The organism is Microcoleus sp. AR_TQ3_B6, from assembly GCF_036702785.1.
Lineage (GTDB): Bacteria > Cyanobacteriota > Cyanobacteriia > Cyanobacteriales > Microcoleaceae > Microcoleus.
The window spans coordinates 19,879-42,832 of the sequence record NZ_JAUBVJ010000030.1; the positions used below are offsets into that span (position 1 = coordinate 19,879).

Consider the following 22,954-nt stretch of genomic DNA (forward strand, 5'->3'; position numbering starts at 1 on the left):
TAGTCATTAGTCATTAGTTCGGTAGAAATTCATGTAAAATATTAACAACTAAGTAATCTTCCTTCTTCCTTCTTCCTTCCTCTTATGAAAATTTTAATTGTTGAAGATGACCCGATGATGCAACTGGGATTAGAGCAAGTTTTAGCTGATTCCCCAGAAATAGAAATAGTAGGACAAGCAGAAGATGGCTATTTAGGCGTAGCAGCGGCACTGAAACTCAAACCTGATATTATTGTAATGGATATCGGTTTGCCGCGGCTGGACGGCATAGCAGCGACGCAGCAAATTAAAACACAACTGCCAGAAGTTCGAGTAGTAATGTTAACTTCTCACACGGCAGAAACTGAAATTATTGCTGCCCTTTCTAGCGGTGCGGATGCTTATTGCATTAAAGGTGCTTCCATAGACAGGCTGTTAGCAGCGATTGCAGCCGCAGCAGAGGGGGCTACATATCTTGACCCTCAAATTGCCCGGACTGTCATCGAACACCTCAAACCCCCCATACCTGCCTCTACAACTACTTTTGGGCAGTTGTCGCAGCGGGAATTGGAGGTGTTAAGATTAATGGTGGAAGGTAACAGCAATCCGGAGATAGCAGCGGCGCTTTACTTGAGTCCAAATACTATTAAAACTCACGTTCGCGGTATTATGAACAAGTTGGCAGTGGATGACCGCGTGCAAGCTGCAGTTGTAGCGCTGAGAACTGGATTGGTGTAAAGAACTCAGTAGTCAGTAGTCAGTAGTCAGTAGTCAGTAGTTATCAGTAGTTATTTGTTGTTTGCTACCCATGCTTTTCTGCGAAGATGCTTTTCTTCCCAATGCCCAATTGCCAATTGTCAATTCCTAATTCCCAAAAATTTTATGTCTGAGTGGATAGAAATCGGTAAAATTGTAGCAGCTCAAGGTTTGGATGGGGAAGTGCGAGTCTATCCCGATTCGGATTTCCCGGAAAGGTTTATCGAACCGGGGAAGCGGTGGATTTTGCGCCCTAACAAAAGTGAACCGGAACCGATCGAGTTTTTGGGCGGTCGCTACATTCCGGGTAAAGGACTGTATGCTGTAGAGGTAGAGGGTGTGGAAGACCGCGATGGTGCTGAGGCGCTGCGGGGCTGTAAGTTGTTTGTTGAAAAGACCGATCGACCTTACCTCGAACCTGATGAGTTTTACGTCCAAGATTTGATCGGTATGGAAGTTTTTAACCAGTTAACTGGGGAAATCTTAGGCAAGGTAAGTGATATTATTCCTGCAGGTAACGACCTTTTAGAAGTAGAAACGAATCTAACAGCGCCGGAAACTGTCGTCGCAGAATTAAAAAAGCCAAAACAGCCTGAAACTCCCAAAGCCAACGCTGACCCCAGAAATACCCGCCCCCCACGGAAAACCCGCGTTAAACAGCCTAAATCCACAAAAATATTGATTCCTTTTGTGGAAGAGATTGTCCCAATTGTGGACTTAGAACAAGGCAGAATTGAAATTTTGCCTCCTCCTGGTTTGTTGGAATAATACAGTATATTCCACGTTTATGAGGTACACCACAGAAACCGGGTTTCTTTACAGTTCTCGCATCTCCACTGATTCTGTTGCTCGAAACCCGGTTTTTTGTACTACATTTACATGGAATATGCTGTATCATGTCCGGTCGATCGACCGGACATGATATTAGTTATGAACACTTCCCAATCCCCAATTCCTAATGCCCACTATTACTGTTTCCTCTATTTGTCAACCGCACTATCAAGTAACTGATGGAAAGCGCGAAAATTGCAGTCGCCAAACCAATCAAGTCGGCTGCGGTTTTCTTTTCCAGGTCAAGAATGATGATTTTTCGAGATACGGCTATCAAAGAAGTTACAATAACTAGCTCTACTTGAATTACGTGCTTTTTCAGATAAGCTGTAATATTTTCCAATATTTCCAGAGCAATTAAAACATTTAAAAATAACCCAAATATGACAAACAACGTGTCTTTTAACAAATTATCACTGTGGTTTACCAATTCTTTTGCTAAAAAAATCAGCAAATCGCAAACGCTGACGATAATTACCAAAATCATCGCCAGTGATAAAACTTTCGATATTATTGCTTCTACACTTTCTGTAAAATGCAGAAAATTTTCCTCATTCCCTAACTTAGAAATTTGCCTAAATATTTTTTTCAGCATACCGGTGATTTAGTCTTCATTCTTAATGATTCTGTCATTGTTCGGTACACTTGGCAAGCGCTAAACTCTACTCTGTGATTGCCTGGTGTCACGGCGCCATCCGGGCCCTGGGGAAGGGGACTCTCTGGGCCTGTGATTTTATGGTTTTTCGTGTCATATCATGTCCGATCGATTAACCATAAGATCCCGGTCGGGGCGGGTTTTTGAGATGGGAGATTGTTGGCAGGTATTGTTGGCGAACCCTCCCCTACAAAAATCGCGGTCGATCGACCGGACATGATATCATATCAAATCCGTTAGCATCGGAATAGTAAATTCGAGTTGAGTGTTCACTGTTGACAGTGAACACTCAACATCATTCCGGTGTAACCGGAAATGATATCAGCTAGGAATCGATCGCGCGCGATCGAACTCTTGATTAATAATTTTTGCCATAAAAAAGCCTCAACCTATTGTCTAGCAATATTTTGAGGATTTTAAGGCGCGGTGCGACCGCTGAACTAACTATCTATTCTCAACAGAGAATGATTGTTGACTCCCAGCTTGCTCCCACGCAATATATAAGATAGCTAAAAATTTAGCTCGGGTGGTTTAGTAGCGACGAGAATTGCCACCGCGATCGTTGTTACCCCAGTTACCGCTGTTAGAAGAACCACGTTCTTCGCGGGGTTTTGCCTTATTGACCTTGAGGTCGCGACCCATCCACTCAGCACCGTCAAGAGCCTCAATGGCTGCGGCTTCTTCGGCTTCTGTAGACATTTCTACAAAAGCGAAGCCCCGCATCCGACCTGTTTCCCGGTCAGCAGGCAACTGAACGCGCTTTACTGTTCCGTACTCTCCAAAAGTTTGGTTGAGGTGCTCCTGCGTTACTTCGTAGGATAAATTGCCGACATAGATTGACATTGAACATTCTCCAGAATCAGAGGGTGTAGAGATTTAAATCCGGAGGAACGCCGATCGAACGAACTGTACTGCCGAAAATAAAGCCTTGTAAAAACATGATAGCACATACAGGTGCAAACTGCAATTGTCTGACTCGATTAATTAAGAAGAAGGCAGAAAGCATTCGCCAGAAGACATTCTCCGGAAGGAAAAACCCCTCATCAAGAAGGAAAAACTCAGCATAAATAAATTTAATTTTCCTTGTTCCCGGGCCCGGCCGGGGAAACGCAGCTTGTAGGCCCATTCATGGCATAAAGATTTTAGGTTTGAGATTGGGGATTGGGGATTTGAGATTTATGTGTAGGGTGCCTCCGGGCTCAAAATTGCTCGATCGAGAGAGGTTGTTACCCGAAAAACGGATACAAGCCCCCGACACTCGTCGTGGAGAGATCAAAATTTTAGACTCTTGTTCAAGAGTCCAGATTCATTTGTGGAGTAAATCTCAAATCCTTCGACTGCTGGCACTCGCCGAACGTCAATCCGTTCCTCCCCATGTCGATCGCCTGGGGCTTCTCGCTCGTTCTGCGGTGAGTTGTAACATCCCATTGTGGGACGGCATCAAGAAGTGACGGCAAGGCTGGATTTTGGCCAATTAAATTCCCCAACTTCTGCGGGAACTTCTGATCCAGCTTCTGCTGCATTTTCTGCCCCAACCAGCACCAACTGCACCGCACAAGCTTTTAACTCGGGCTGTTTGGAATCTGGACAGCTTGCAGAATGAGTCATGGCATTGGCTTCAGCACCTTCGGCCCACAGAGAACCCCAGTGCATCGGTACAAATAGCGTACCCGGGGCGATCGCCTTTGTGACTTTTGCCGGAAACTGCGCCTTGCCGCGGCGCGATCGAACTTCCAGCAAATCCCCCTCCTTTATCTGCAATTTGGCAGCATCGCGGGGATGAATTTCCAAAAACGGATCGGGGTGCAATTGATTAATTTTCTCTGTTCTACCCGTCCGCGTCATAGTGTGCCAGTGTCCGTAAAGTCTGCCTGTCGTCAACACAAACGGATAATTCGGATCGGGAGGTTCTGCCAGTCCCCGGGAGTGATAGGCCGAAAATCTTGCCCGCGCGTCAGGAGTGTGAAAACGCCTGTCAGTATATAGCCGTTTCGCTTCAGGGGCTGGATGCGGAGGCTGATTTTCTGGGCAAGGCCACTGCTGGGGGCCTTCTGTGCGCAAATATTCGTGGCTGAGGCCTGTGATGTCGCAAGGCTGGCCCTGCGTCAACTGCACGTACTCTTTGTATACGTCAGCAACGCTGTCGAAAGCAAAGTGTTGGGCAAAACCCAACCGGCGGCCGACTTCAGCGAAAATGCTCCAGTCGTCGCGGGCTTCCCCGGAGGGAGTGTCGAAACCGGGACAAAAGGTAACGCGGCGTTCGGAATTGGTCATTACTCCGGTTTTTTCGCTCCACTGCGTTGCCGGCAGCAGGATGTGAGCGTAGGGGGAGGTTTCAGTGGGATAGTAAGCTTCTTGATAAATAGTAAAGGGCGATCGCAGCAAAGCGGCTTTAGTGCGTTCCAAATCCGGCATACTTACCACCGGATTGGTAGCTGCAATCCACAGCAACTCGACATCGCCAGTTTCCAAGCCCACAATCATGTCCCAAGCTGTGCGGCCCGGATTCGGGGAAATGCTTCCCGGTGCGAGTCCCCAAAACTCCTCGACTTGGGTTCTGTGTTCAGCATTTTTCACAAATCGGTAGCCGGGGAGCAAGTGAGAAAGTCCTCCCGCTTCCCTGCCTCCCATCGCGTTTGGCTGGCCGGTGAGGGAAAACGGGCCGCATCCCGGTTTGCCGATTTGACCGGTCATCAAGTGCAAATTAATCAGCGATCGCACCTTTGCCGTGCCTTCCGATGACTGATTCATCCCCATCGACCACAGCGACAAAACCCGCTGCGACTGTTCCCAGTAGTTGGCCGCCGTTTCTAAATCGCTGACAGTAATGCCGCAGCGCGAGGCTACAAACTCCGGCGTGTAGCTGCTAATAACCTCAGTAAAATCTGAAAAATTAGCCGTGCATTCTTGAATAAACTCAGGATCTATTGCTTGCCTGCCTAACAGCAAGTATGCAATTCCGTTGAGCAAATCTATATCCGTACCAGGTTTAATTGCTAAGTGCAAATCTGCCGCTTCTGCAGTCGGAGTCCGCCTCGGATCTACCACAATCATCTTGACATTCGGATGCTTTTTGTGGTATTTTGCTAATCGGTTAAATACAATTGGATGGCATTCCGCTGCATTGCTGCCGATAACAAAAGCGCAATCTGTTAATTCTAAATCGTCGTAACAGCAAGGGGGTCCGTCCGAACCAAAGCTTTGAACGTATCCTGAGACTGCTGAAGACATACACAAGCGAGAATTAGCATCAAAATTATTAGTACCCAGACAACCTTTAATTAGTTTCTGGGCAACATAATAATCTTCTGTAACGAATTGACCCGAACCGTAAACGCACAAAGCATCGGGGCCGCTGGTGCTGCGAATTGTTTGGATGCGGTTAACAATTGCGTCGAGAGCTTCGTCCCAGCTAGCGCGGCGGAAGGGTTGGTCGAGTGTATCTCGCATCATCGGATAAAGTAGCCGATCGCTCCGAATGGACTCTGCTACGGTTGCTCCCTTAATACAAACCATGCCTTGACTAGATGGGTGAGTGCGATCGCCCCGAACTTTCCAACTTTGTTTTTTGTCTGGAACAACTTCTAGACCGCAACCTACACCGCAGTAAGGGCAAAGAGTTTTTATAGTTTCCATCTGGTGATTTTAGATGCTAATTTTTGAAAGCTAATGGGTAATTCGTAATTTGTCATTATAGTCGGAACTGAGGGCTCCTGCCAATAACATCTCAATAATTACTAACTTACCGCAAAAATGCTTCACAGCAACGGACAATACCCTGACTTCCCATTAACCGCTCTCTTCCTAAAACTCGCGATCGCTCTCGCTTGTAGCCAGCTTGTCGCTGTTCCTAAATCTCCCTCTAACAGAGGTACTCGATACCTAAATCTTGTCAGCCCCACCTATGGGGAGCTATGAGGAATCTGGGCAGGGCTAAAACAGCGTACCTGTACTACTTTTGACCTAATTGTTTATAGCAATCTGAGATTTAGTGCGGGAGTATTATGTCGCCTACTTCCCTGTTTTAACTTCTAATACGCCGCCGTTTGTGGGGCTAAAAGTTACTTGGAATTCAGCAGTTTTTTCATTGGCTGCTGTGGCACCTGCAGGAGTTTGCAAAATCGGCAGAGGAGTTTCTTTGACGAAATCTTTAGCTGCTTGATTTGTGGGGTCGAACTGTAGGATATCGCCGTTTTCTTTGACTTTGACCCGATAAGTCAAACTTTCGGTAAATGTCGGAGTTGTACTCCAATTTTTGTCGATTTGTGCATACAACTGCTGTCCGATCGCATCGAGTTCGGCTTGGTCAGAAATCCCTGAGGTGGCACTCGTGGCTGCATTGGGCGCGGTGGCGGTGTTAGCAGCGATGGGTGCAGGACTTGCCGCAGCGATGGGTGCAGGACTTGCCGCAGCGGTGGGTGCAGGGCTTGCAGCAGCGATGGGTGCAGGACTTGCAGCAGCGGTGGGTGCAGGGCTAGGATTCGGCGCGATCGAACTTGCTGCAATTTGCGGGCTGGGGGGAGAAGTCACAACCGCCGCCGCAGTCGTCGCCTGCGGTGCAGTTTCTCCTAGTTTCGCTTGCTTTAGCTGGCTGGAAGCAGACATATTGACTGCTGCTAAAGCAGCCATTGCTACCAACCACGAGACTGATAGGATGCCGAGTTTGATCGGCGAGGCTTCGGGGACTTCGGCAGCGTGATGCATAAAGGGCGCAGGGGCGATCGGCCTATTAGCAGTCTCCGCAACTGCAGACTTTTTCTTACTAGCAGGTAATGGCATCGGTAGGGCGACGGCTTCTGTCTCCGAGTCCGTTGCTTCATCCTCTTCGTGGTGCGCGTAGCGAGAAAACAGGAACTCCAAAGCAAAGTTGCGAAGTTCGTAGTATTTCGGGTCTTCCATAATCCGCGCCCGGTTGCGGGGACGGCTGAACGGAACGTGCATATCTTCGCCGATGGAAGCTGCTGGCCCGTTGGTCATCATCACGATGCGATCGGCCAAAAACAAAGCCTCATCAATATCGTGAGTAATCATAATGACGGTAATTTTTTCCTTCCGCCAAATTTTCAGCAATTCTTCCTGCAACTCTTCCCGGGTAATCGGGTCTAGAGCTCCGAAAGGTTCGTCCAAAATCAACAGTTTGGGGCGAGTTGCCAGAGCTCGGGCGATCGCCACGCGCTGTTTCATCCCCCCGGACAATTGGCCCGGTCTTTTGTTACAAGCTTCCGTCAGCCCGACTAATTCCAAGTGTTCCTTGACGATCGTATTATGTTCGTCTGCAGACTTGGACGGGTAAACATTTTCCACGCCGAGGTGAATGTTTTCAGTAGCAGTCATCCACGGTAGCAGCGAGTAGTTTTGAAACACCACCATGCGATCGGGGCCTGGTTCAGTAATCCGCGAACCTTCCAAAGCCACTTCTCCGTTTGTCGGCCCGTTGAATCCCGCGATCATATTCAGCAAAGTTGATTTGCCGCAGCCCGAGTGACCGATCAAACAAATAAATTCGCCTTCATTAATAGTCAGGTTTACACCGTCGAGAACGACGTAAGGGCCTTTGGGAGTTTCGTAGACTTTCGATACGTCTTTAATAGTAAGAAACTCTTGCTTTGGCGTCTCAATTTTTGTTGTTTCGGGGGTTTTGATTGTTTGCATATTTTCAGGATTTGGATTGTGGGTTGATGAATTAGACATGACCAATTTGGATTGATAATTTGAAATTAAGGAGTTAGAAATCGGGAAATGTGGAGTCTTGTTTCCTGATTTCTTGCTCCTCATTCCCTCTTCCTATTTGCTGGTTATGCTATCAGTTTGATGGAACACTGACTGCCTATTTGTTCAATTAAGATTTCTTCAATGCGCACGTTGCGCTTGATTTTGACATTTTGAAGATACTGGACCGGGTCGTCTAGATTAAACACAGTGCCGTCAAATAGCTCGATCGTCCGGCTATCTCTGGCAATATCCGGCAAACCCAATTCGCGCACTGCTTGACCGAAAACATCGGGCCGCAAAACTCGATCGACCACTTCCACCCAGTTTTTCGGGAACGGGATCAGTCCCCAGCGAGCCATCTGCGCCATCACCCACACCATTTGCAGGCGGTCTGGAGCATTGGTTTTGTCAACGTGAAACTGGTTGAAGTTGTAGAGCATTTCGGGTTCTGCCCCCGTACCGGAGTTGTACGGGTCGATGAACCCCGGACGGATGTCTTTGGGATCGGCGCCGATGTATTGTTCTTGGCTAATCAATCCTAGGACTTCTTCGCGGTTGCGGCGGTCGTCGCAGTAGTCGCAGGCTTCCAAAAGCGCTTTGACGAGGGCGAGGTGGGTTTGAGGATATTTCTGAGCCCAATCTTCAGTAACACCGAGAACTTTTTCGATGTGTCCGGGCAGAAGGTCGAGGGAACGGACCATGACAAAACCCGTACCGCTGTTGACTGCGTGGGAGTTCCAGGGGTCGCCCGAACAGTAGCCGTCAATGTTGCCTGCTTTTAAATTCGCTACCATCTGCGGGGGCGGAATCACGGTCAAGGCCACGTCGCTGTCGGGGTCGATGCCGCTAGCGGCCAGCCAGTAGCGGAACAGCAGATTGTGCATGGAGGCGGAGTGTACCATGCCCAAGGTGTGAACTTTATCCGGAGTCTTGGCGATCGCACCTTTGAAGTCCTCTAATGTCCGAATGCCTTGTTTGTAAAGGTCTTTGCTGAAAATAATCGAATTGCCGTTGCGAGACAGCGTCATGGCGCTACAGACCGGCACAGGGACTTGATCGTCCATGCCCAACAGCATGGCAAGCGGCATCCCTGCGACCATTTGCGCCGCGTCCAGCCGTCCTTCGGCGACTCCTTTGGCGATCGCTTTCCAGCTAGGTTCGCGGCTGAGGGAAACTTCTTCCAAGCCGTGGGCTTTGAAAAACCCTTTTTCTTTGGCTACAACTAAGGGCGCGCAATCGGTGAGGGGAATAAAGCCGATGTCGAGGTTGATTTTTTCCAAGCCGTTGCGGGCGATCGCAGGCGGTTGTTGTTTGGCCTTGCGCTGTTTGACCCGCTTTTGCTGGTTGAGGAAGTAAACCATTTCGTTGCGCAGCGCGTAGTAACTCGGATGGTTGACAACTTCCATGCGCTTGCGGGGGCGGGGAATGTTCACTTCGAGGATTTGCCCGATTTGCGCTTCCGGGCCGTTGGTTAGCATCACAATGCGATCGCTCAGCAATAAAGCTTCGTCCACGTCGTGAGTTACCATCACGCTGGTGACTTTGCTTTCCTCGCAAATTTTCATCAACTGGTCTTGCAAACCGCCGCGAGTTAAGGCATCGAGGGCGCCGAACGGTTCGTCTAGCAGCAGCAATTTCGGGCGAATTGCCAGGGCGCGGGCGATCGCAACTCTTTGTTTCATCCCCCCAGAAATTTCGCCCGGGCGTTTGTGGGCGGCTTGTCCGAGTCCGACCAATTTAATGTGGTATTCGATCACCAACTCGCGATCTTCTTTCGAGTTACCGCTGTAAATTTCATCTACTGCTAGGGCAATATTTTCGCGCACAGTCAGCCAAGGTAGCAGCGAGTAATTTTGAAACACCACCATTCTGTCCGGCCCTGGATCGCGGACTTCGCGCCCTTCTAAAGTAATGCCGCCCTGACTTGCATTGTCGAGGCCGGCGATGATATTTAGCAGTGTAGATTTGCCGCACCCCGAGTGTCCGATTAAGGTGATGAATTCTCCCTTTTTAATTTTCAGTTCGATATTTTTAAGAGCGATGTATTGCTCTCCATTCGGCAAGTTAAATACGCGGTCAACGTGGTCTACTTCAACAAATACTGACATGGTAATTTTAGGTTAGTTTGTAATTTGTATGATGCTGATTATTAATTGGGCATTGGGCATTGGGCATTGGGCATTGGGCATTGGGCATTGGGCATTAATTTACAACTAATTTCTAGCAGTTTGCAGTTGGCAACCATTCCCCATGCCCTATGCCCCATTCCCCATTCCCCATTCCCCATTCCCCATGCCCTATGCCCTATGCCCAAATTCTATTTTTGTTCTTCAGGAACAACTTTGGAAGCAATGAAACCAACGATTCTGTCTAAAATCAAACCGACGATTCCTACATAAAGCACTGCTAGAATCACTGCACTGAGTCGAGAACTGTTGTAAGCGTCCCAGATGAAGAAGCCGATGCCGACGCCGCCGACTAACATTTCCGCAGCTACGATCGCCAGCCAAGACAAACCGATGCCAATTCTCAAGCCAGTGAAGATGTAAGGAACTGAAGAGGGGAGCAGGATTTTCCAGAAGTATTTTTGGTTGGGAAGGCGCAATACGCGGGCGACGTTTCTGTAGTCTTGGGGTATTTGTTGAACCCCTACTGTGGTGTTAATTAGAATCGGCCAAATTGCTGTAATTAAGATTACGAAAAGAGCAGAAACTTCGTTAGCTTTCATCCCCATGCCTTCAAAGGGATTGAACTGTTGAAATACACCCAGGGCGATCGGCAGCCAAGCCAGGGGCGGGATAGTTCTGAATACTTGAAACAGCGGGTCTAAAGCATCGAACATTAAGGAGTTTGTGCCGATGAGGATTCCCAAACTGATGCCGAGAACTGCTGCCAAAGTAAAGCCGATCGCCACCCGCTGCAAGCTAGCCAAAATTTGCCAGAACAAGCCTTTGTCTGTACCGCCGTTGTCGAAGAAAGGATTGATAATCAGCTCCCAGGTTTCTTGGACAGCTTTGATTGGTCCCGGCAAGCTGGACTCTGGACTGTGGCAGAGGATTTGCCAGATTATCAGCAGAACTGTAATTGCTACCAACGGGCGGATAATTTTTCGGCGGTTTTTTTGAACCAGATCCAGAACAAAATTTACTGGATTTTTGCTTTTAGAAACAGCGAGGTTTGTTGCCATTTTTCTTTTTGCCGTATTGTGAATAATCGATTATTTGTAGATTCTTTTAACAGAGTTCAGCAGGTTTTGTCCCGGGAACGAACCCTCAGTTTCACTCCGCCCAACCCATCACTTTTAGGGGTTGGTCAACTGTCAGCAGTCAACTGTCAGCAGTCAACTGTCAACTGTCAACAGTTGACTAATTATGCTTTTTTGATTACCAGACCCTTCAGATATTCTTCGGGTTTTTCTGGGTCAAACTTCACGCCGTTAAAGAAGGTTTCGACACCGCGAGAAGTTGTAGCAGGAATTTGGGCTGCGGGGACGCTAAGTGCTGTCGCTGCTGCTTTCCAAATATCTTCGCGGTTAACTTTATCAACCGTGGCTTTGATGTCGGTAGTTGCCGGGATATAACCCCAGCGAATATTTTCAGTTAAGAACCAAGCATCGTGACTCTTGTAGGGATAAGAAGCATTATCCGCCCAGAATTTCATCGCCACTGGGCTGGCAGCTTCAATGCGGCCGGTACCGTAGTCAATTTGACCTTTGGAGCGACCGATAATATCTGCTACTGGAACTTTTAACCACTTATCCTGAGAAATGATTTTGCACATCTCATCGTGATTTTCTGCCTTGTCGCACCACTGCTGGGCTTCCAGTACGGCCATTGTAATTGCTTTAGCAGCTTTGGGGTTTTTCTCGACCCAATCTCCTCTTAAAGCTAAAGCTTTTTCTGGGTGGTCTTTCCAAAGTTCTCCAGTTACTAAGGCGGTGTATCCTACCTTTTGAGTAACTAGCTGAGCATTCCAGGGTTCGCCGACGCAAAAGGCTTCCATGCTGCCAGATTTCATGTTCGCTACCATTTGGGGCGGCGGTATGGGAATCACGGAAACATCTGTATCTGGATTAATACCGCCGGCTGCTAGCCAGTAGCGCATCCACAAGTCGTGGGTACCGCCGGGAAAAGTTATAGCAACAGGAAGGTTTTGGCCAAAAGCTGCTTTCAGGGGTGCGCTGTCTGTACCTACTTTTAAATCTAGGTATTTTTTGCTGAGCGAAATTGCCTGACCGTTAGTATTTAACCGCGCCAAAATGTTCATCGGCACTGGCTGATTGCCTTTGGTAATAGTGCCTAATGTCATGTGGTAAGGCATCGGGGATAAAATGTGGGCTCCGTCAATGCCGCCTTTGTCGGAACCGAGTTCTAAGTTGTCGCGAGTAACTGGCCAAGATGCTTGTTTGGTAACTTGTACGTCTTTCATGCCGTACTTGGCAAATAACCCTTTTTCTTGGGCGATGATTAAGGGTGCTGCGTCGGTGAGGGCGATGAATCCGAGTTTGGCTGCGGTAACTTCTGGAGCGTCGGCGGGGTTGATGTTGACTGCTGGGGCGGCGCTGGGTGATGCGCCGCCGGCTGCGGGGGTGGCACCTCCGTTAGATGTGGTGGAACCGGAACTGCAACCGTGGGCGAGAAGGGTGCCGGCTGCTGTTACTCCGGCGGTGATGATGAATTTTCTTCTGGAAAGGTTGCTCATTTGTCTTGAATTGTGGTTGTACTTGAGATGGTGGAAATGTTCAGATGTGAGATTGATTCGCGACCTTCGCAATTACAGAATTCTGTTTGGCAGTCTCGGAACTCACATTGTGAGATTAGGCGTCGACCGACACTCTACCGATCGCCCGCGCGCTGCAAGCTAAAATGAACCCTGGTTCTAAGTCTCGGGCCGCGTCAGGTTGGCTGTCGTAGACTGTTTGGCCTTCTAGGAGTTTTTGCTTGCAAGTCCCACAGCTTCCCGACCGGCAATTGCTGTCAAGTTCGACCCCGGCCCGTTCGGCAACATCGAGAATGTACTCATCTTCGCTGCAAGCAACTTCTTTGCCCGATCGAGCGAAAATGACAGTAGATGTCTGAGGTTTGGGTGCCTGGGCTGTCATTTCGCCCTCATCAACCGTCAATTGCAGTTGCCGCTGCAGCACAGCTACATCCCCTGTCATCTGTTTGGGAACTGCCCCAAACTGCTCGACTAACAGTTGATGCAGCACCGGTTTGAGGTCTTCGCAAGGGATGCCTTTTTGGACGCAAGCACCCAAATGAGCGTCTTTGCCAACTGTGCCTCCCATGTAAATGTCTACACCTTCGAGGGTTTTGCCGTTCTTGCGAACTTTTGTTCCCATCAAACCGATGTCTGCTACTTGGGGTTGACCGCAGGAATTGGGGCAACCCGTCCAGTGAATTCTGACCGGTTTGGGAACTGAAAGTTCGACATCGAGTTCCTCAATCATGGCCACGGCGCGGCTTTTGGTTTCAATGAGGGCGAAGTTGCAAAACTTGGCGCCGGTGCAGGAAACCAAGGCTCGCATCAGGGGTGCGGGCTCGATGGAAAAACGCTGCAACAGCGGTTCTTTGACTAGCGATTCAATCCGCGAGTCGGGAACGTTAGGAATAATGACGTTTTCTTCGACGGTGAGCCTGAGTTCGCCGCTACCGTAAACCTCGGCGATTCTGGCCAAATCGAACAAATCCGATGCCTGCAGCCGTCCGACGGGAACGTGGAGCCCTACATAGTTGAGTCCTGATTGTTTTTGGGGGTAGATGCCGATGTGGTCGCGTTTGTCCCAGATGATTTCATCTTTGAGGGCGGCGGCGGGCAAAGTGCGACCAAATTCTTCTTCGACGGCAGATCGGAATTGTTCGATTCCGAGTTCGTCAATCAGCCACATCAGCCGCGATTTTTGGCGGTTTGCTCTCGGGCCTCGATCACGAAACACAGTTAAAATTGCTTTGCACAAATCTACAACGTCGCTGGGACTTGCCCAGGCATTGAGAGGAATTGCAGCTTCGCAGCGTTTGGCGGAGAAGAAACCGCCGACTAAAACGTTAAAGCCGATGTTGCCGTCTTTGTAAGCGGGTACGAAGGCGATGTCGTTGATTTCTGCGTGGACTGAGTTGTCGCGGCAGCCTGCGATCGCAATATTAAACTTTCTCGGCAAATTGGAAAACGCCGGGTTGCCTTCGCCGCTGTTGGTAATCATGTCTTGGACTTGGTTCGCCAGTTCCCGCGTATCAATCAGTTCGTCGGCGTCGAGCCCTGCCACTGGGGAACCGGTGATGTTGCGCACGTTGTCCATCCCAGACTGGACGCTGGTCAGGCCAGCTTCTTTGAGGCGGCGGAAAATGTCCGGCACGTCTTCGATGCGAATTCCGCGCAGTTGCAGGTTTTGTCTGGTGGTGATGTCGGCGCTGCCGTCGTCGCCGTAGCGTTGGACGATTTCTGCTAGCGTTCGGGTTTGAGTGCTGGTGATGATGCCGTTGGCCAGACGCATCCGCATCATGAACTTGCCGGGAGTTACTGGCCGAAAGAAGATGCCCAGCCATTTGAGGCGGTGATCCCGATCTGTTTCGTCCATTGCTTCCCAGCCAATTTCGGCGAAGTGGTCGAGTTCACCTTTTAATGCTAAGCCATCTTTTTCGGCTTTGAGTTTTTCAAACTTGTTCAGGCTCGCTTGAGCTTTGGGTTCTACTGTTTGGGTCATCGGTTTACCCTCGCTGCTGGCTTGTTCTGGGAGGTCTTGACTTGGAGCATAAAGTGTGTCTTTCCTGCTAACCTTAGTGAGTGTATGGATTTAAAACTGTATATTTAGTTACTATATCGAATTTGTTTTTAGCATGGTTCGTCTTCTGTACATTTGAGTTTGACTGGGCGCTGCCTCGAACGTCGCAAAACTATTTATGGTAATAGTTGCTACCGACAGTTCGGTAGATCGCTCCGTTTCGATGCACCTTAGTTATGAGCTAATGTAAAGCGCAGCACTGTAAATATTAGTAGTTATTGTTACAAAATATTGAGCTTTATGAAATTTTCGCATAAGTCTGATGCGTTTTATACATGGGTAATGGGTAAAGAAGCCCACAGAGCGGAAAAATCTCTTTAAATCTTTAGATTTGGGATGGAAGAGGGTCAATGTGGAAGATATAAAATCATGTTGTGGCTACGATCGCAGACTTAAAACGCAGCTCGTCACACAATTAGAGTGGTGGCTGTCACACAATTTGCCTCTAAAGATCACGTTCTCTGCTATGCTCGCGTCACTTTTGATTTTTGGAGAACGAGACATGATATTAAGTATCGAATTAAGGGAACATCTCATGTTTTTAGTTCAACTTCTCCCCGGTGCTATTTCCGAAATGCTTGCCTCTGTTACTGATACGGGTTGTTTGACTTTAGCCGATCGCTATGGTTTGATGGCTGCTGTTTTAGACGAGTCTCTCGAGGATGAATACAAACTTTCGATCAACCGCCTGCTGCGCTCTGTGCTCAAGGGAAGAGTCAAGATAGTCAACGAACTTTCGGCGATATGGTAACAGGATTTCAAAAAGGGCAATGTTCAATAGTTGCGAGCAACTATTTTTGAAATTTGATGGATTTATGCAGCGCTTCAAGTGCAGAAACCACCGCCCGAGTTAGAAGGAACCCACGATGCCTGCACCGGATGTAGGGCAATAAGTTTCTTGAGTGTTCTAAAAACGTGCGATCGCGAATCGCCGTCAGAAATTTTTTTGATTCTCCAATTCTCGCTTTGTGCGGCAGTTACAGAAAAAGTGCCACAGTTTGTCGATCGATTAAAAGCCTGTTGCGTCGATCGCTGAGGGTAAAATTAGTAAAATTGTGGGCGATCGGCTTTTTAGGAGTTTGATGAAGGAAGTCATCACCACAAACGTAATTATAATTATTGAACAGGGCTGCAGATGACAGACAAGTTATGCAACTTATTATTAATCAAAAAATAGAAATATTAACAGAATCAGGCATCGGCATCTACAACATCACGCCCCCAATTGTCAATATTCCTTGATAATTTATGAGAAATCAATTAAGTCGATCGGCATAAAAAAACAATAATATGTTGTAGAGAAGGGTAAAGCCTAGATCTGGACTAGCAGGCAGTTTATGGCTGCTCTCAACCGCCCCAACCCAGTAGTCGCTTTATTTGCACCTCAAGTCATGGATCCAGGCCCACGATATAGTGTGCCTGGATCCATGACTGTATTTAGCTAATGGCATGGGTTGGTTTTTTTAAGCTATTTAGTTGATACGATCCAATTGCCCCACCAAATCTTTAGGAAATTTTAATAAATTCTGGGTCAACGTATGCTTTACTGAAAACTACAAACAGTCGATCGAGCAGACTTGAGACTTTAACACTCATTCCCAGGGAGAATTTTATGAACTCCATTAGTAAAAACAGCCTCCACTGGACTTACTCCGTGGCTATTTTCTGTGCCATTTTCGCACTGCAGCAACCAAAAGCTACAGCAGCAACCCTATCTAACGGCTGGAATTATGCGATCGATTCCTTCAACGACGGCGTGACAGGGGGCCAAGTCGGCGGCGGCGATTTTGAATTTTACGGCATAGCCATCAAAGAAACATCAGATACAGCTTTCATCGCCATCAACTCCAATCTAAGTTTAGCAGGATATGCAAGCATCGGCGCTGAAAGAGGCAACGTCAACTACGGCGATTTGTTCTTCAATTTTTCCGGTCAAAACTTCAATACAGCTAACGCAAACGGCAGCTTGTTTGGTATCCGCTTTGCCGCCGGAAATGACTCTGGCGTAGCGACAACAGGGGTATACACTAATGTTACCGCTCAAAGCGTTACCCCAACTAACTTGGGCTTTAGCAATTTAAATCAATACAATACGCTAGTTGCATCTCAAGGCAGAACCCCCTCACTGGGCGATTTAGCTGCCACAGACCCCTATTTTCAACAAACAGGAAACAACACTGTTCTCAACTCAATAGCTACGGGTACAAAAGTTGGAGAAATCAATTTTTTAACGCCAGCAACTTTGAGCGCCCTCGGTCTTAATTTCGCTCAGTTTAATGCAGTAGGTTCTCAAACAATCGGATTCAGTTTCAATAAATCCTCAATGCCTTCGGGGAACTATATTGCTAACTTTTTTGCCGAGTGCGCTAACGATGGTATCGCCATTCAAGGATCGTTTGAGGCTGTACCGGAACCTTCTACTTGGTTTGGTACCTTAGTAGGATTGAGCTTTTTAGGTATTGGGGCAGCGAAACGCAAAATTAAGCGCAAGATTGCCTAAGTGAGCCAGGGTGCGCACCGAGTACCTTACGAATAGCTGGAATGCGCACCTGAGGAATAGCCGTAGTGCCTCAAACTACTTGCCCGCCGTAAAGTAGATTATCGAGAGATGAAATGCGCCCAAACATTCCCATCTGGCCCAGCAACTTGATTCACGTAACTGTAGGGATACATCAACTTTCTCCCCTCAGTATCGCTGTAACCTGTGAGTGCATCTCCCCAAGGATCTTGCACGATATAACCCTGAGAATTGTAGCCAATTAAAGTGATAATGTGACCGGATGCAGTAAAATCTCCCGCTAAAACTACTGGTCGGCGATTCAGCAATTCCGATCGCACATCGGCCCACTTGCGAGTCGTACTAAAACTCGTCTTAAACCCGTAAGCCTGAATCAGCGCCGAAAGCACATTGTGATCGGTTTGAGAACCCTGACCGGCATAGTCGAAACACCACTGCAACAACTCATCCTCCAACTGTCCGCCCCACTTAGAACGAAGGCCGTAATAATAAAGCACCATCGCGATCGCAGTTACGTTGCAAGTAGACCAGTCAAAACGCGGATTGTCCCGCTGCGAAAAATACGGCACGTTCAATTCCACATTGTTCGGCGCCGGATCGAAAATTTTATCTCCCCGCTTGAACTGAACAAAACTAGGAAAAACATAACCTGTATTGCCCAAATTCGGCAGTTCTTCAGTCAGGGCAACTTTCAGGTGATCTCCTTCCAAACCGTAGCTTTCCACGCCGTAAACTCGACCTAAAGGCAGCGTAGTTTTTTCGGTATCTTTCAGGCTGGCAGCATCTACAGGCCGTTTTTTAAACACAGTTGCTTGTAGCATTGTCATCGTCAAAGCACCGGGGTCAAAGGGAACTTCTTTGCCGTCTTTTTTTATTTTAACGTCCTGCCAATAAATAAATCCGATATTGCCGAAACCGCGAATAGATTCGGCGAGAGTTACTCGGAAATGCCCCAAAATGCAGGCATAACCAGTAATGGCATAGGTAGTGCCTAAAAGTAGGTTAGCCACTTGATTTGCAGGCAGTTTAGATGAATCTTCTGGTTGACCTTTAATTTGAGTTGTTTGAGTTACCAAAAGTTGAGCGCTGACGTTGCTATTCGGTACGTCGGCCAGGTCAAATTTTAGGATTTTATCACCTTTGGCAAGCTGAACGTCGGGTTCGTAAAAATAGCCAAAAGTGCCGATCGGCGAAATTGCTGAATCCACAACCACCTTGAGGTGTCCGTCAATAAATCCGTACTTGCTAACCGCCAAAGTCTGGCCTGCTTTGACAAGAACTTTTTGCTGATTGTCGAGCCGGGAAGAATCAAGCGGAGCTGCCTTAAACAAAGTGTCAGAAACAATCTTTAAGGTCAAACCTTTTCCGACAGTCAGCGGATCGGAACTTACAGTAATGTAAATTATTTGGCTGCCAGTAACGTTGCCTTTGCTGTCAGTAGCCCGCAACCTGAGCCACCGAGAGCCTGCTACGCTAAATCCTTTAGCCAAATTAACTTGCCAAGTGCTGGCTTGTTGGTTTAGCGTGACGCTTAGCGGAAATTTATCCTCCGCTATCACCTCAACTTTTGCTGCTTCTTGCCGATCGAAACTACCCCGAAGGACGATCGGCACATTTACTAAAACTTCTGTCGGCCCTTGATAAGTTAAATTAACAGCGGGATTGAAAGATTTGCCACCGCGACTGAATTGCACAAAATCGGGATAAATGAAACCCGTATTGCCAAATTGCGGCAAATTCTCGGTAAGGGAGACTTTAATGTGGCTTTGTTCGATCGAGAATCCGGCAATTCCATAAATCATTCCCGCAGGCAAAGTAATTTTTTCTTGGGGTTGCAGGCTAGCCGCATTTACCGGTCGCTTTTTCAACACAGTCATTTTGATTGCAGTCATCGTAACTGCATTTCTATCAAACTCAATTCCCCTCCCGTCTCGCAAAATTTGGACGTGCTGCGAGTAGAGAAATCCCGAATTTCCTAAGTTAGGAACTGCCCGATCGAATGTAATTCGGAAATGGTTTTCCACGCAAGCGTAGCCGAGAATATTGAAAGTTTCTCCCTGGTTAAATTGTAATTTCTGAGTTTGTCCTAAAGTCGCAGAATCTCCGGGGTTGAGCTTTAACCAAGTCTTTTTGATCGCCCATAGTAACTGCATTCCAGGTGGCGATGCCGGCAACTGGGCGCGATCGAATATGAGAATTTTTGCGCCTTTGGTTACAAGTACGTGTTTTTCGTAAAAAAAGCCAGAGGTTCCTACCGGAGTAATTGGATTATTTAGTTGAACATTCAGGTGTCCGTCTTCTAACTCGTAGTCCCTAATTTGATAAGTTTTACCTGCTGGTATTTGCGCTTTTTGGAGGTCGTTAAGATTGCTCGTGGGCAGTGTTCCGGCTTTGAATGCGGTATCTCTGAGAGTAATTAACGTGAAAATTTGAGCTGGTGACTTAGAAGCAGGATTAACTTTGATGTTAATTGTTTGTTGGCCGATAACTTTGCCAGTCTTATCAGTTGCTCTCACCTGTACTGTGCGAGCTCCGGCGCTATCGAAGCCTTTTTCTAAACTGATGTTCCAAATGCCTGTCGCGGGATTTCTCGTCACATTCAGGGCATTTGAGCCTTCTGCTGCTGAAATTGCTGCCACTACATTTTTGTCAAAACTGCCCACTAAGACAGCGGCTCGATTAGCCTCAATTTCTTGTGGACCTAAGTAACTCAAAATAATGTTGTTGGTTGTCATTATATATCGCCCTACCTACTTAATTATTCAGCTAAAGCAAGGATAACTTCTGATTTTATCAAACACAATGACCAGAACCCGGAGAAAATAGCCCCTAGATTCAGTCTAGGGACGGTTAATGCCTTTTACACCATAAATTTTTAATTATTGGCGGGATTTGCGGCACCAATCTAACTTTAGGCGCACTATAACCACCTTAACCGAATATATGGCTGGTTGAGCGGATCTGTGGTGCAAGTTTTGCGGGCAGGAATTTAGTTCGACTAGGTGGTTTCCCCCATACCCTTGACCCCTCACTTGCTTGAGGAAGGACTTAGGAAAAAAACCCGGTTTCTACGAGAATATTGCCTATATAGCAATCCTCGCATCAGTTTCAATAACTTCCAGGCTCTGCCTGGGAACCGATGTAAGCGAGGCTCTGCCTCGCCCCAGACTATGGAGGCAGAGCCTCCGGATATGCGTTACCAGGAAGAGCCTGGTAACGAGCATAATCATTTAGGATTGTATAGCAAGGAGGCATCTAGGAAGAAACCGAATTTTTAGCCGTTTGGTGCGTCCAGAAATGTTAGTGCGATCGCCTAAACTTCGACTAAACTATGGTGACAAGAATATCTTGAGCGTGAGAGTCAACTTTCAGATTTTCTCCTTCATAAACCTGAATAATTTTGCCGGTACCGTCGATGACGAAAGTAACGCGCTTGGCATAATCGCCTTTCTCGACATCGTAAGCTTTGGTAATCTTGCCATCAACATCTGCTAATAGCTGGAAAGGCAAACCGTATTTTTCTGTGAACTTTTTGTGCGATTCCTCGTTGTCTCGGCTGACACCGAGAACTACTATATCTTTGCCCTTGTATTCTTCATGGGCTGCTTTGAAGCTTTGGGCTTGTCTTGTGCAGCCGGGGGTGTCATCTTTTGGGTAGAAATACAAGATTACGGTTTTACCGGTGAAGTCGGACAGGGAGACGGTGTTGCCGTGGGTGTCTTTGGCGGTAAATTGAGGAGCGGCACAGCCAATTGGTAAGGTCATAGTTTGGTTTCTCTTGTTTGGTTTTTATTGCAGTTCCTCAAGTTATTTTACTTGGTTGTGTGCTTTTCCAAGAGACCTTTGCTAAAAATCGCGTGAAGCGAAGCTATCGGGCTCTTAATCGCCCCCAACTCTATGACGTTAAGCTGTACTGCATTTAACTTGTACCTAAGACGCGAGGTAGGAATGCTTAATTACACGCATAGTTTCAATACTGAGATCTTGCACCATTGTCAATAATCCTTGTTTGAACAGGCAAGATGCCTGTTCCACAAGAAAATCTCCTCTGTGTGGAACAGGCATCTTGCCTGTTCAGCGAAAATAGTCCAAGATGTGAGAATAGACATCTGCTAAAAAGCAGATATCTAATTGAATGTTCGCGGGTTCTACACACCAACCGGTTGAGTAGCAGGGGGCATCATAGACGGATCGATCGCAATTCCTAAACCTTCTGCGACTTGGCTGCCGTAATTCGGATCGGCGCGGAAAAAATGGCAGAGTTGGCGCATCTGAATTTCCGGTTTTGCTGCACTCAAACTTTCCACAATGTTAGCGACAAGCCGCTGCTGTGCGTCGGGTTTCATCAAGCGATAGAGGTCTCCTGCTTGGGTGTAATCGTCATTTCCCTTACGGCGATCGTAGCGATCGACTTTGACATTTCCTAAGTCCCAAGCTGGCTCAGCATAGGTCGAGTTTTGCTTCGGGGCATCTTCGTGGCTGTTGGGTTCGTAGTTGGGCCCGCTACCACCGTTATTGCCCGGTGCCATTGCGCCATCCCGTTGATAGTGCATCACGGGACACTTTGGTTGGTTGACGGGCAGTTGCTGATAGTTTGCACCGAGACGGTAGCGTTGAGCATCTGGATAAGACATGATGCGAGATTGCAGCACTTTGTCTGGAGAGAAGCTAATACCTGGAACGACATTAGAAGGAGAAAATGCCGCCTGTTCCACCTCAGCAAAAAAGTTTTGTGGATTGCGGTTGAGTTCCAGGATTCCCACGTCAATTAAGGGAAACTCTGAATGCTTCCACACTTTTGTCAAGTCAAAGGGGTTTTCGCGATACTCTGCAGCCTGGGCCTCGGTCATTACTTGAATGCAAAACCGCCACTTGGGATAATTACCTTGGTCGATCGCCTCAAACAAGTCGCGAGTGGCATGATCGGGGTCTTCGCCTTTGATCCGCATCGCTTCTTCTGCGGTGAAATTGTCAATACCTTGCATGGTTTTGAAGTGGAATTTGCACCAAACCCGTTCTCCTCCAGCATTGATTAGGCTGAAGGTATGGCTGCCAAAACCGTCCATGTGGCGGTGGTTTTTCGGCGTACCGCGATCGGAAAACAGAATTGTCACCTGATGCAAAGCTTCTGGACTCAGGGACCAGAAATCCCACTTGGCGTCGGGATCTTTGAGATGCGTTTGGGGATGGCGCTTTTGGGTGTGAATCAAATCAGGGAATTTGATAGAATCGCGGATGAAGAAAACAGGCGTGTTGTTCCCTACTAAATCCCAGTTTCCTTCTTCGGTGTAGAACTTGATCGAAAAACCTCTGGGGTCACGTTCGGCATCCGCTGAACCTTGTTCGCCGCCTACGGTAGAGAAACGGAGGAGAATTTGAGTTTCTTTGCCAACTTCTGAGAATAGCTGAGCTTTGGTGTAGCGAGTAATGTCATTAGTGACAGTAAACGTGCCAAATGCAGCGGCTCCTTTTGCATGGACAACGCGCTCAGGAATGCGTTCCCGGTTGAAGTGAGCCAGTTTTTCCATCAGGTAAAAATCCTGCATGAGGATAGGCCCGCGTTCACCTGCTGTCAAGGAATTCTGGTTATCTACAACCGGAATTCCGCTAGCGGTTGTCAATGTTTTGTCTTCTGTCATAGTGGTAAATTGATTGTTCTATCCTAAGTATTCTATACCTTTCTGGGACCCTGGTGTTTCTGCAGCGGTAATTCTCAGATTGGCGA

Annotated in this window: 17 protein-coding genes and 1 pseudogene; 6 read left to right on the forward strand and 12 right to left on the reverse strand. The window is 47.7% G+C overall.

Annotated elements, in window-relative coordinates:
* The first annotated feature begins 84 nt into the window (after nucleotides 1-84).
* Nucleotides 85-717 (forward strand): response regulator transcription factor, encoded by a 633-nt coding sequence (locus tag QUB56_RS16260; protein ID WP_332956459.1) that lies wholly within the window; start codon nucleotides 85-87, stop codon nucleotides 715-717.
* A 144-nt stretch (nucleotides 718-861) separates the two neighbouring features.
* The gene (rimM, locus tag QUB56_RS16265) at nucleotides 862-1,503 is read left to right on the forward strand and encodes a ribosome maturation factor RimM (RefSeq protein ID WP_332956461.1); all 642 of its coding nucleotides are present in this window, start codon (nucleotides 862-864) and stop codon (nucleotides 1,501-1,503) included.
* A gap of 187 nt (nucleotides 1,504-1,690) precedes the next feature.
* Here rimM and QUB56_RS16270 read toward each other — a convergent pair whose 3' ends face one another.
* Entirely contained in the window at nucleotides 1,691-2,161 is a 471-nt protein-coding gene (locus QUB56_RS16270) for a phosphate-starvation-inducible PsiE family protein (protein WP_332956463.1), read from the reverse strand.
* 591 nt (nucleotides 2,162-2,752) lie between these two features.
* The gene (locus QUB56_RS16275; protein WP_332948676.1) at nucleotides 2,753-3,064 is read right to left on the reverse strand and encodes an RNA recognition motif domain-containing protein; all 312 of its coding nucleotides are present in this window, start codon (nucleotides 3,062-3,064) and stop codon (nucleotides 2,753-2,755) included.
* A 335-nt stretch (nucleotides 3,065-3,399) separates the two neighbouring features.
* Here QUB56_RS16275 and QUB56_RS16280 point away from each other — a divergent pair, with 335 nt between their 5' ends.
* On the forward strand, nucleotides 3,400-3,672 hold the full coding sequence (locus QUB56_RS16280) for a hypothetical protein (RefSeq protein ID WP_332956464.1): 273 nt from the start codon (nucleotides 3,400-3,402) through the stop codon (nucleotides 3,670-3,672).
* Here the strand turns inward: QUB56_RS16280 and QUB56_RS16285 are convergent.
* The 7 genes and pseudogenes from QUB56_RS16285 to QUB56_RS16315 form a co-directional block, all read right to left on the reverse strand.
* Nucleotides 3,662-5,857, reverse strand: a complete 2,196-nt coding sequence (locus QUB56_RS16285) for a nitrate reductase (protein WP_332956465.1) — start codon at nucleotides 5,855-5,857, stop codon at nucleotides 3,662-3,664. The genes QUB56_RS16280 and QUB56_RS16285 overlap by 11 nt on opposite strands.
* Nucleotides 5,858-6,232: 375 nt before the next feature.
* Nucleotides 6,233-7,912 carry a nitrate ABC transporter ATP-binding protein gene (locus QUB56_RS16290; protein ID WP_332956466.1) on the reverse strand — a complete coding sequence of 560 codons (1,680 nt, stop codon included), beginning with the start codon at nucleotides 7,910-7,912 and terminating at the stop codon, nucleotides 6,233-6,235.
* A 104-nt stretch (nucleotides 7,913-8,016) separates the two neighbouring features.
* A complete protein-coding gene (locus QUB56_RS16295; protein WP_332956467.1) occupies nucleotides 8,017-10,041 on the reverse strand; it encodes a nitrate ABC transporter ATP-binding protein in 2,025 nt (674 codons plus the stop codon).
* Nucleotides 10,042-10,250: 209 nt separating this feature from the next.
* On the reverse strand, nucleotides 10,251-11,120 hold the full coding sequence (gene ntrB, locus QUB56_RS16300) for a nitrate ABC transporter permease (protein ID WP_332956468.1): 870 nt from the start codon (nucleotides 11,118-11,120) through the stop codon (nucleotides 10,251-10,253).
* Nucleotides 11,121-11,302: 182 nt separating this feature from the next.
* Nucleotides 11,303-12,634: a CmpA/NrtA family ABC transporter substrate-binding protein gene (locus QUB56_RS16305; RefSeq protein ID WP_332956469.1), complete on the reverse strand. Its 1,332-nt coding sequence runs from the start codon at nucleotides 12,632-12,634 to the stop codon at nucleotides 11,303-11,305.
* 115 nt (nucleotides 12,635-12,749) lie between these two features.
* Nucleotides 12,750-13,094, reverse strand: a complete 345-nt coding sequence (locus QUB56_RS16310; RefSeq protein ID WP_332956524.1) for a 2Fe-2S iron-sulfur cluster binding domain-containing protein — start codon at nucleotides 13,092-13,094, stop codon at nucleotides 12,750-12,752.
* Between the two features lie 3 nt (nucleotides 13,095-13,097).
* Nucleotides 13,098-14,633, reverse strand: a pseudogene (locus QUB56_RS16315) (ferredoxin--nitrite reductase); the annotation flags it as partial.
* A gap of 613 nt (nucleotides 14,634-15,246) precedes the next feature.
* On the opposite strand from QUB56_RS16315, the gene QUB56_RS16320 reads away from it, so the two are divergent.
* From QUB56_RS16320 to QUB56_RS16330, 3 genes are all read left to right on the forward strand, one after another.
* Nucleotides 15,247-15,462 (forward strand): hypothetical protein, encoded by a 216-nt coding sequence (locus tag QUB56_RS16320; RefSeq protein ID WP_332956526.1) that lies wholly within the window; start codon nucleotides 15,247-15,249, stop codon nucleotides 15,460-15,462.
* 164 nt (nucleotides 15,463-15,626) lie between these two features.
* Nucleotides 15,627-15,794 (forward strand): hypothetical protein, encoded by a 168-nt coding sequence (locus QUB56_RS16325; RefSeq protein ID WP_332956470.1) that lies wholly within the window; start codon nucleotides 15,627-15,629, stop codon nucleotides 15,792-15,794.
* A gap of 529 nt (nucleotides 15,795-16,323) precedes the next feature.
* Nucleotides 16,324-17,211 carry a PEP-CTERM sorting domain-containing protein gene (locus QUB56_RS16330; RefSeq protein ID WP_332956472.1) on the forward strand — a complete coding sequence of 296 codons (888 nt, stop codon included), beginning with the start codon at nucleotides 16,324-16,326 and terminating at the stop codon, nucleotides 17,209-17,211.
* A gap of 98 nt (nucleotides 17,212-17,309) precedes the next feature.
* Here the strand turns inward: QUB56_RS16330 and QUB56_RS16335 are convergent, their stop codons facing one another.
* The 3 genes from QUB56_RS16335 to QUB56_RS16345 all read right to left on the reverse strand — a co-directional run bounded on the left by QUB56_RS16335 (nucleotide 17,310) and on the right by QUB56_RS16345 (nucleotide 22,868).
* Nucleotides 17,310-19,964 carry a C39 family peptidase gene (locus QUB56_RS16335; protein ID WP_332956474.1) on the reverse strand — a complete coding sequence of 885 codons (2,655 nt, stop codon included), beginning with the start codon at nucleotides 19,962-19,964 and terminating at the stop codon, nucleotides 17,310-17,312.
* A gap of 589 nt (nucleotides 19,965-20,553) precedes the next feature.
* A complete protein-coding gene (locus QUB56_RS16340) occupies nucleotides 20,554-20,994 on the reverse strand; it encodes a peroxiredoxin (RefSeq protein ID WP_332956476.1) in 441 nt (146 codons plus the stop codon).
* A 383-nt stretch (nucleotides 20,995-21,377) separates the two neighbouring features.
* Nucleotides 21,378-22,868, reverse strand: coding sequence for a catalase (locus QUB56_RS16345; RefSeq protein ID WP_332956478.1), 1,491 nt, complete (start codon nucleotides 22,866-22,868; stop codon nucleotides 21,378-21,380).
* Between the last annotated feature and the right edge of the window lie 86 nt (nucleotides 22,869-22,954).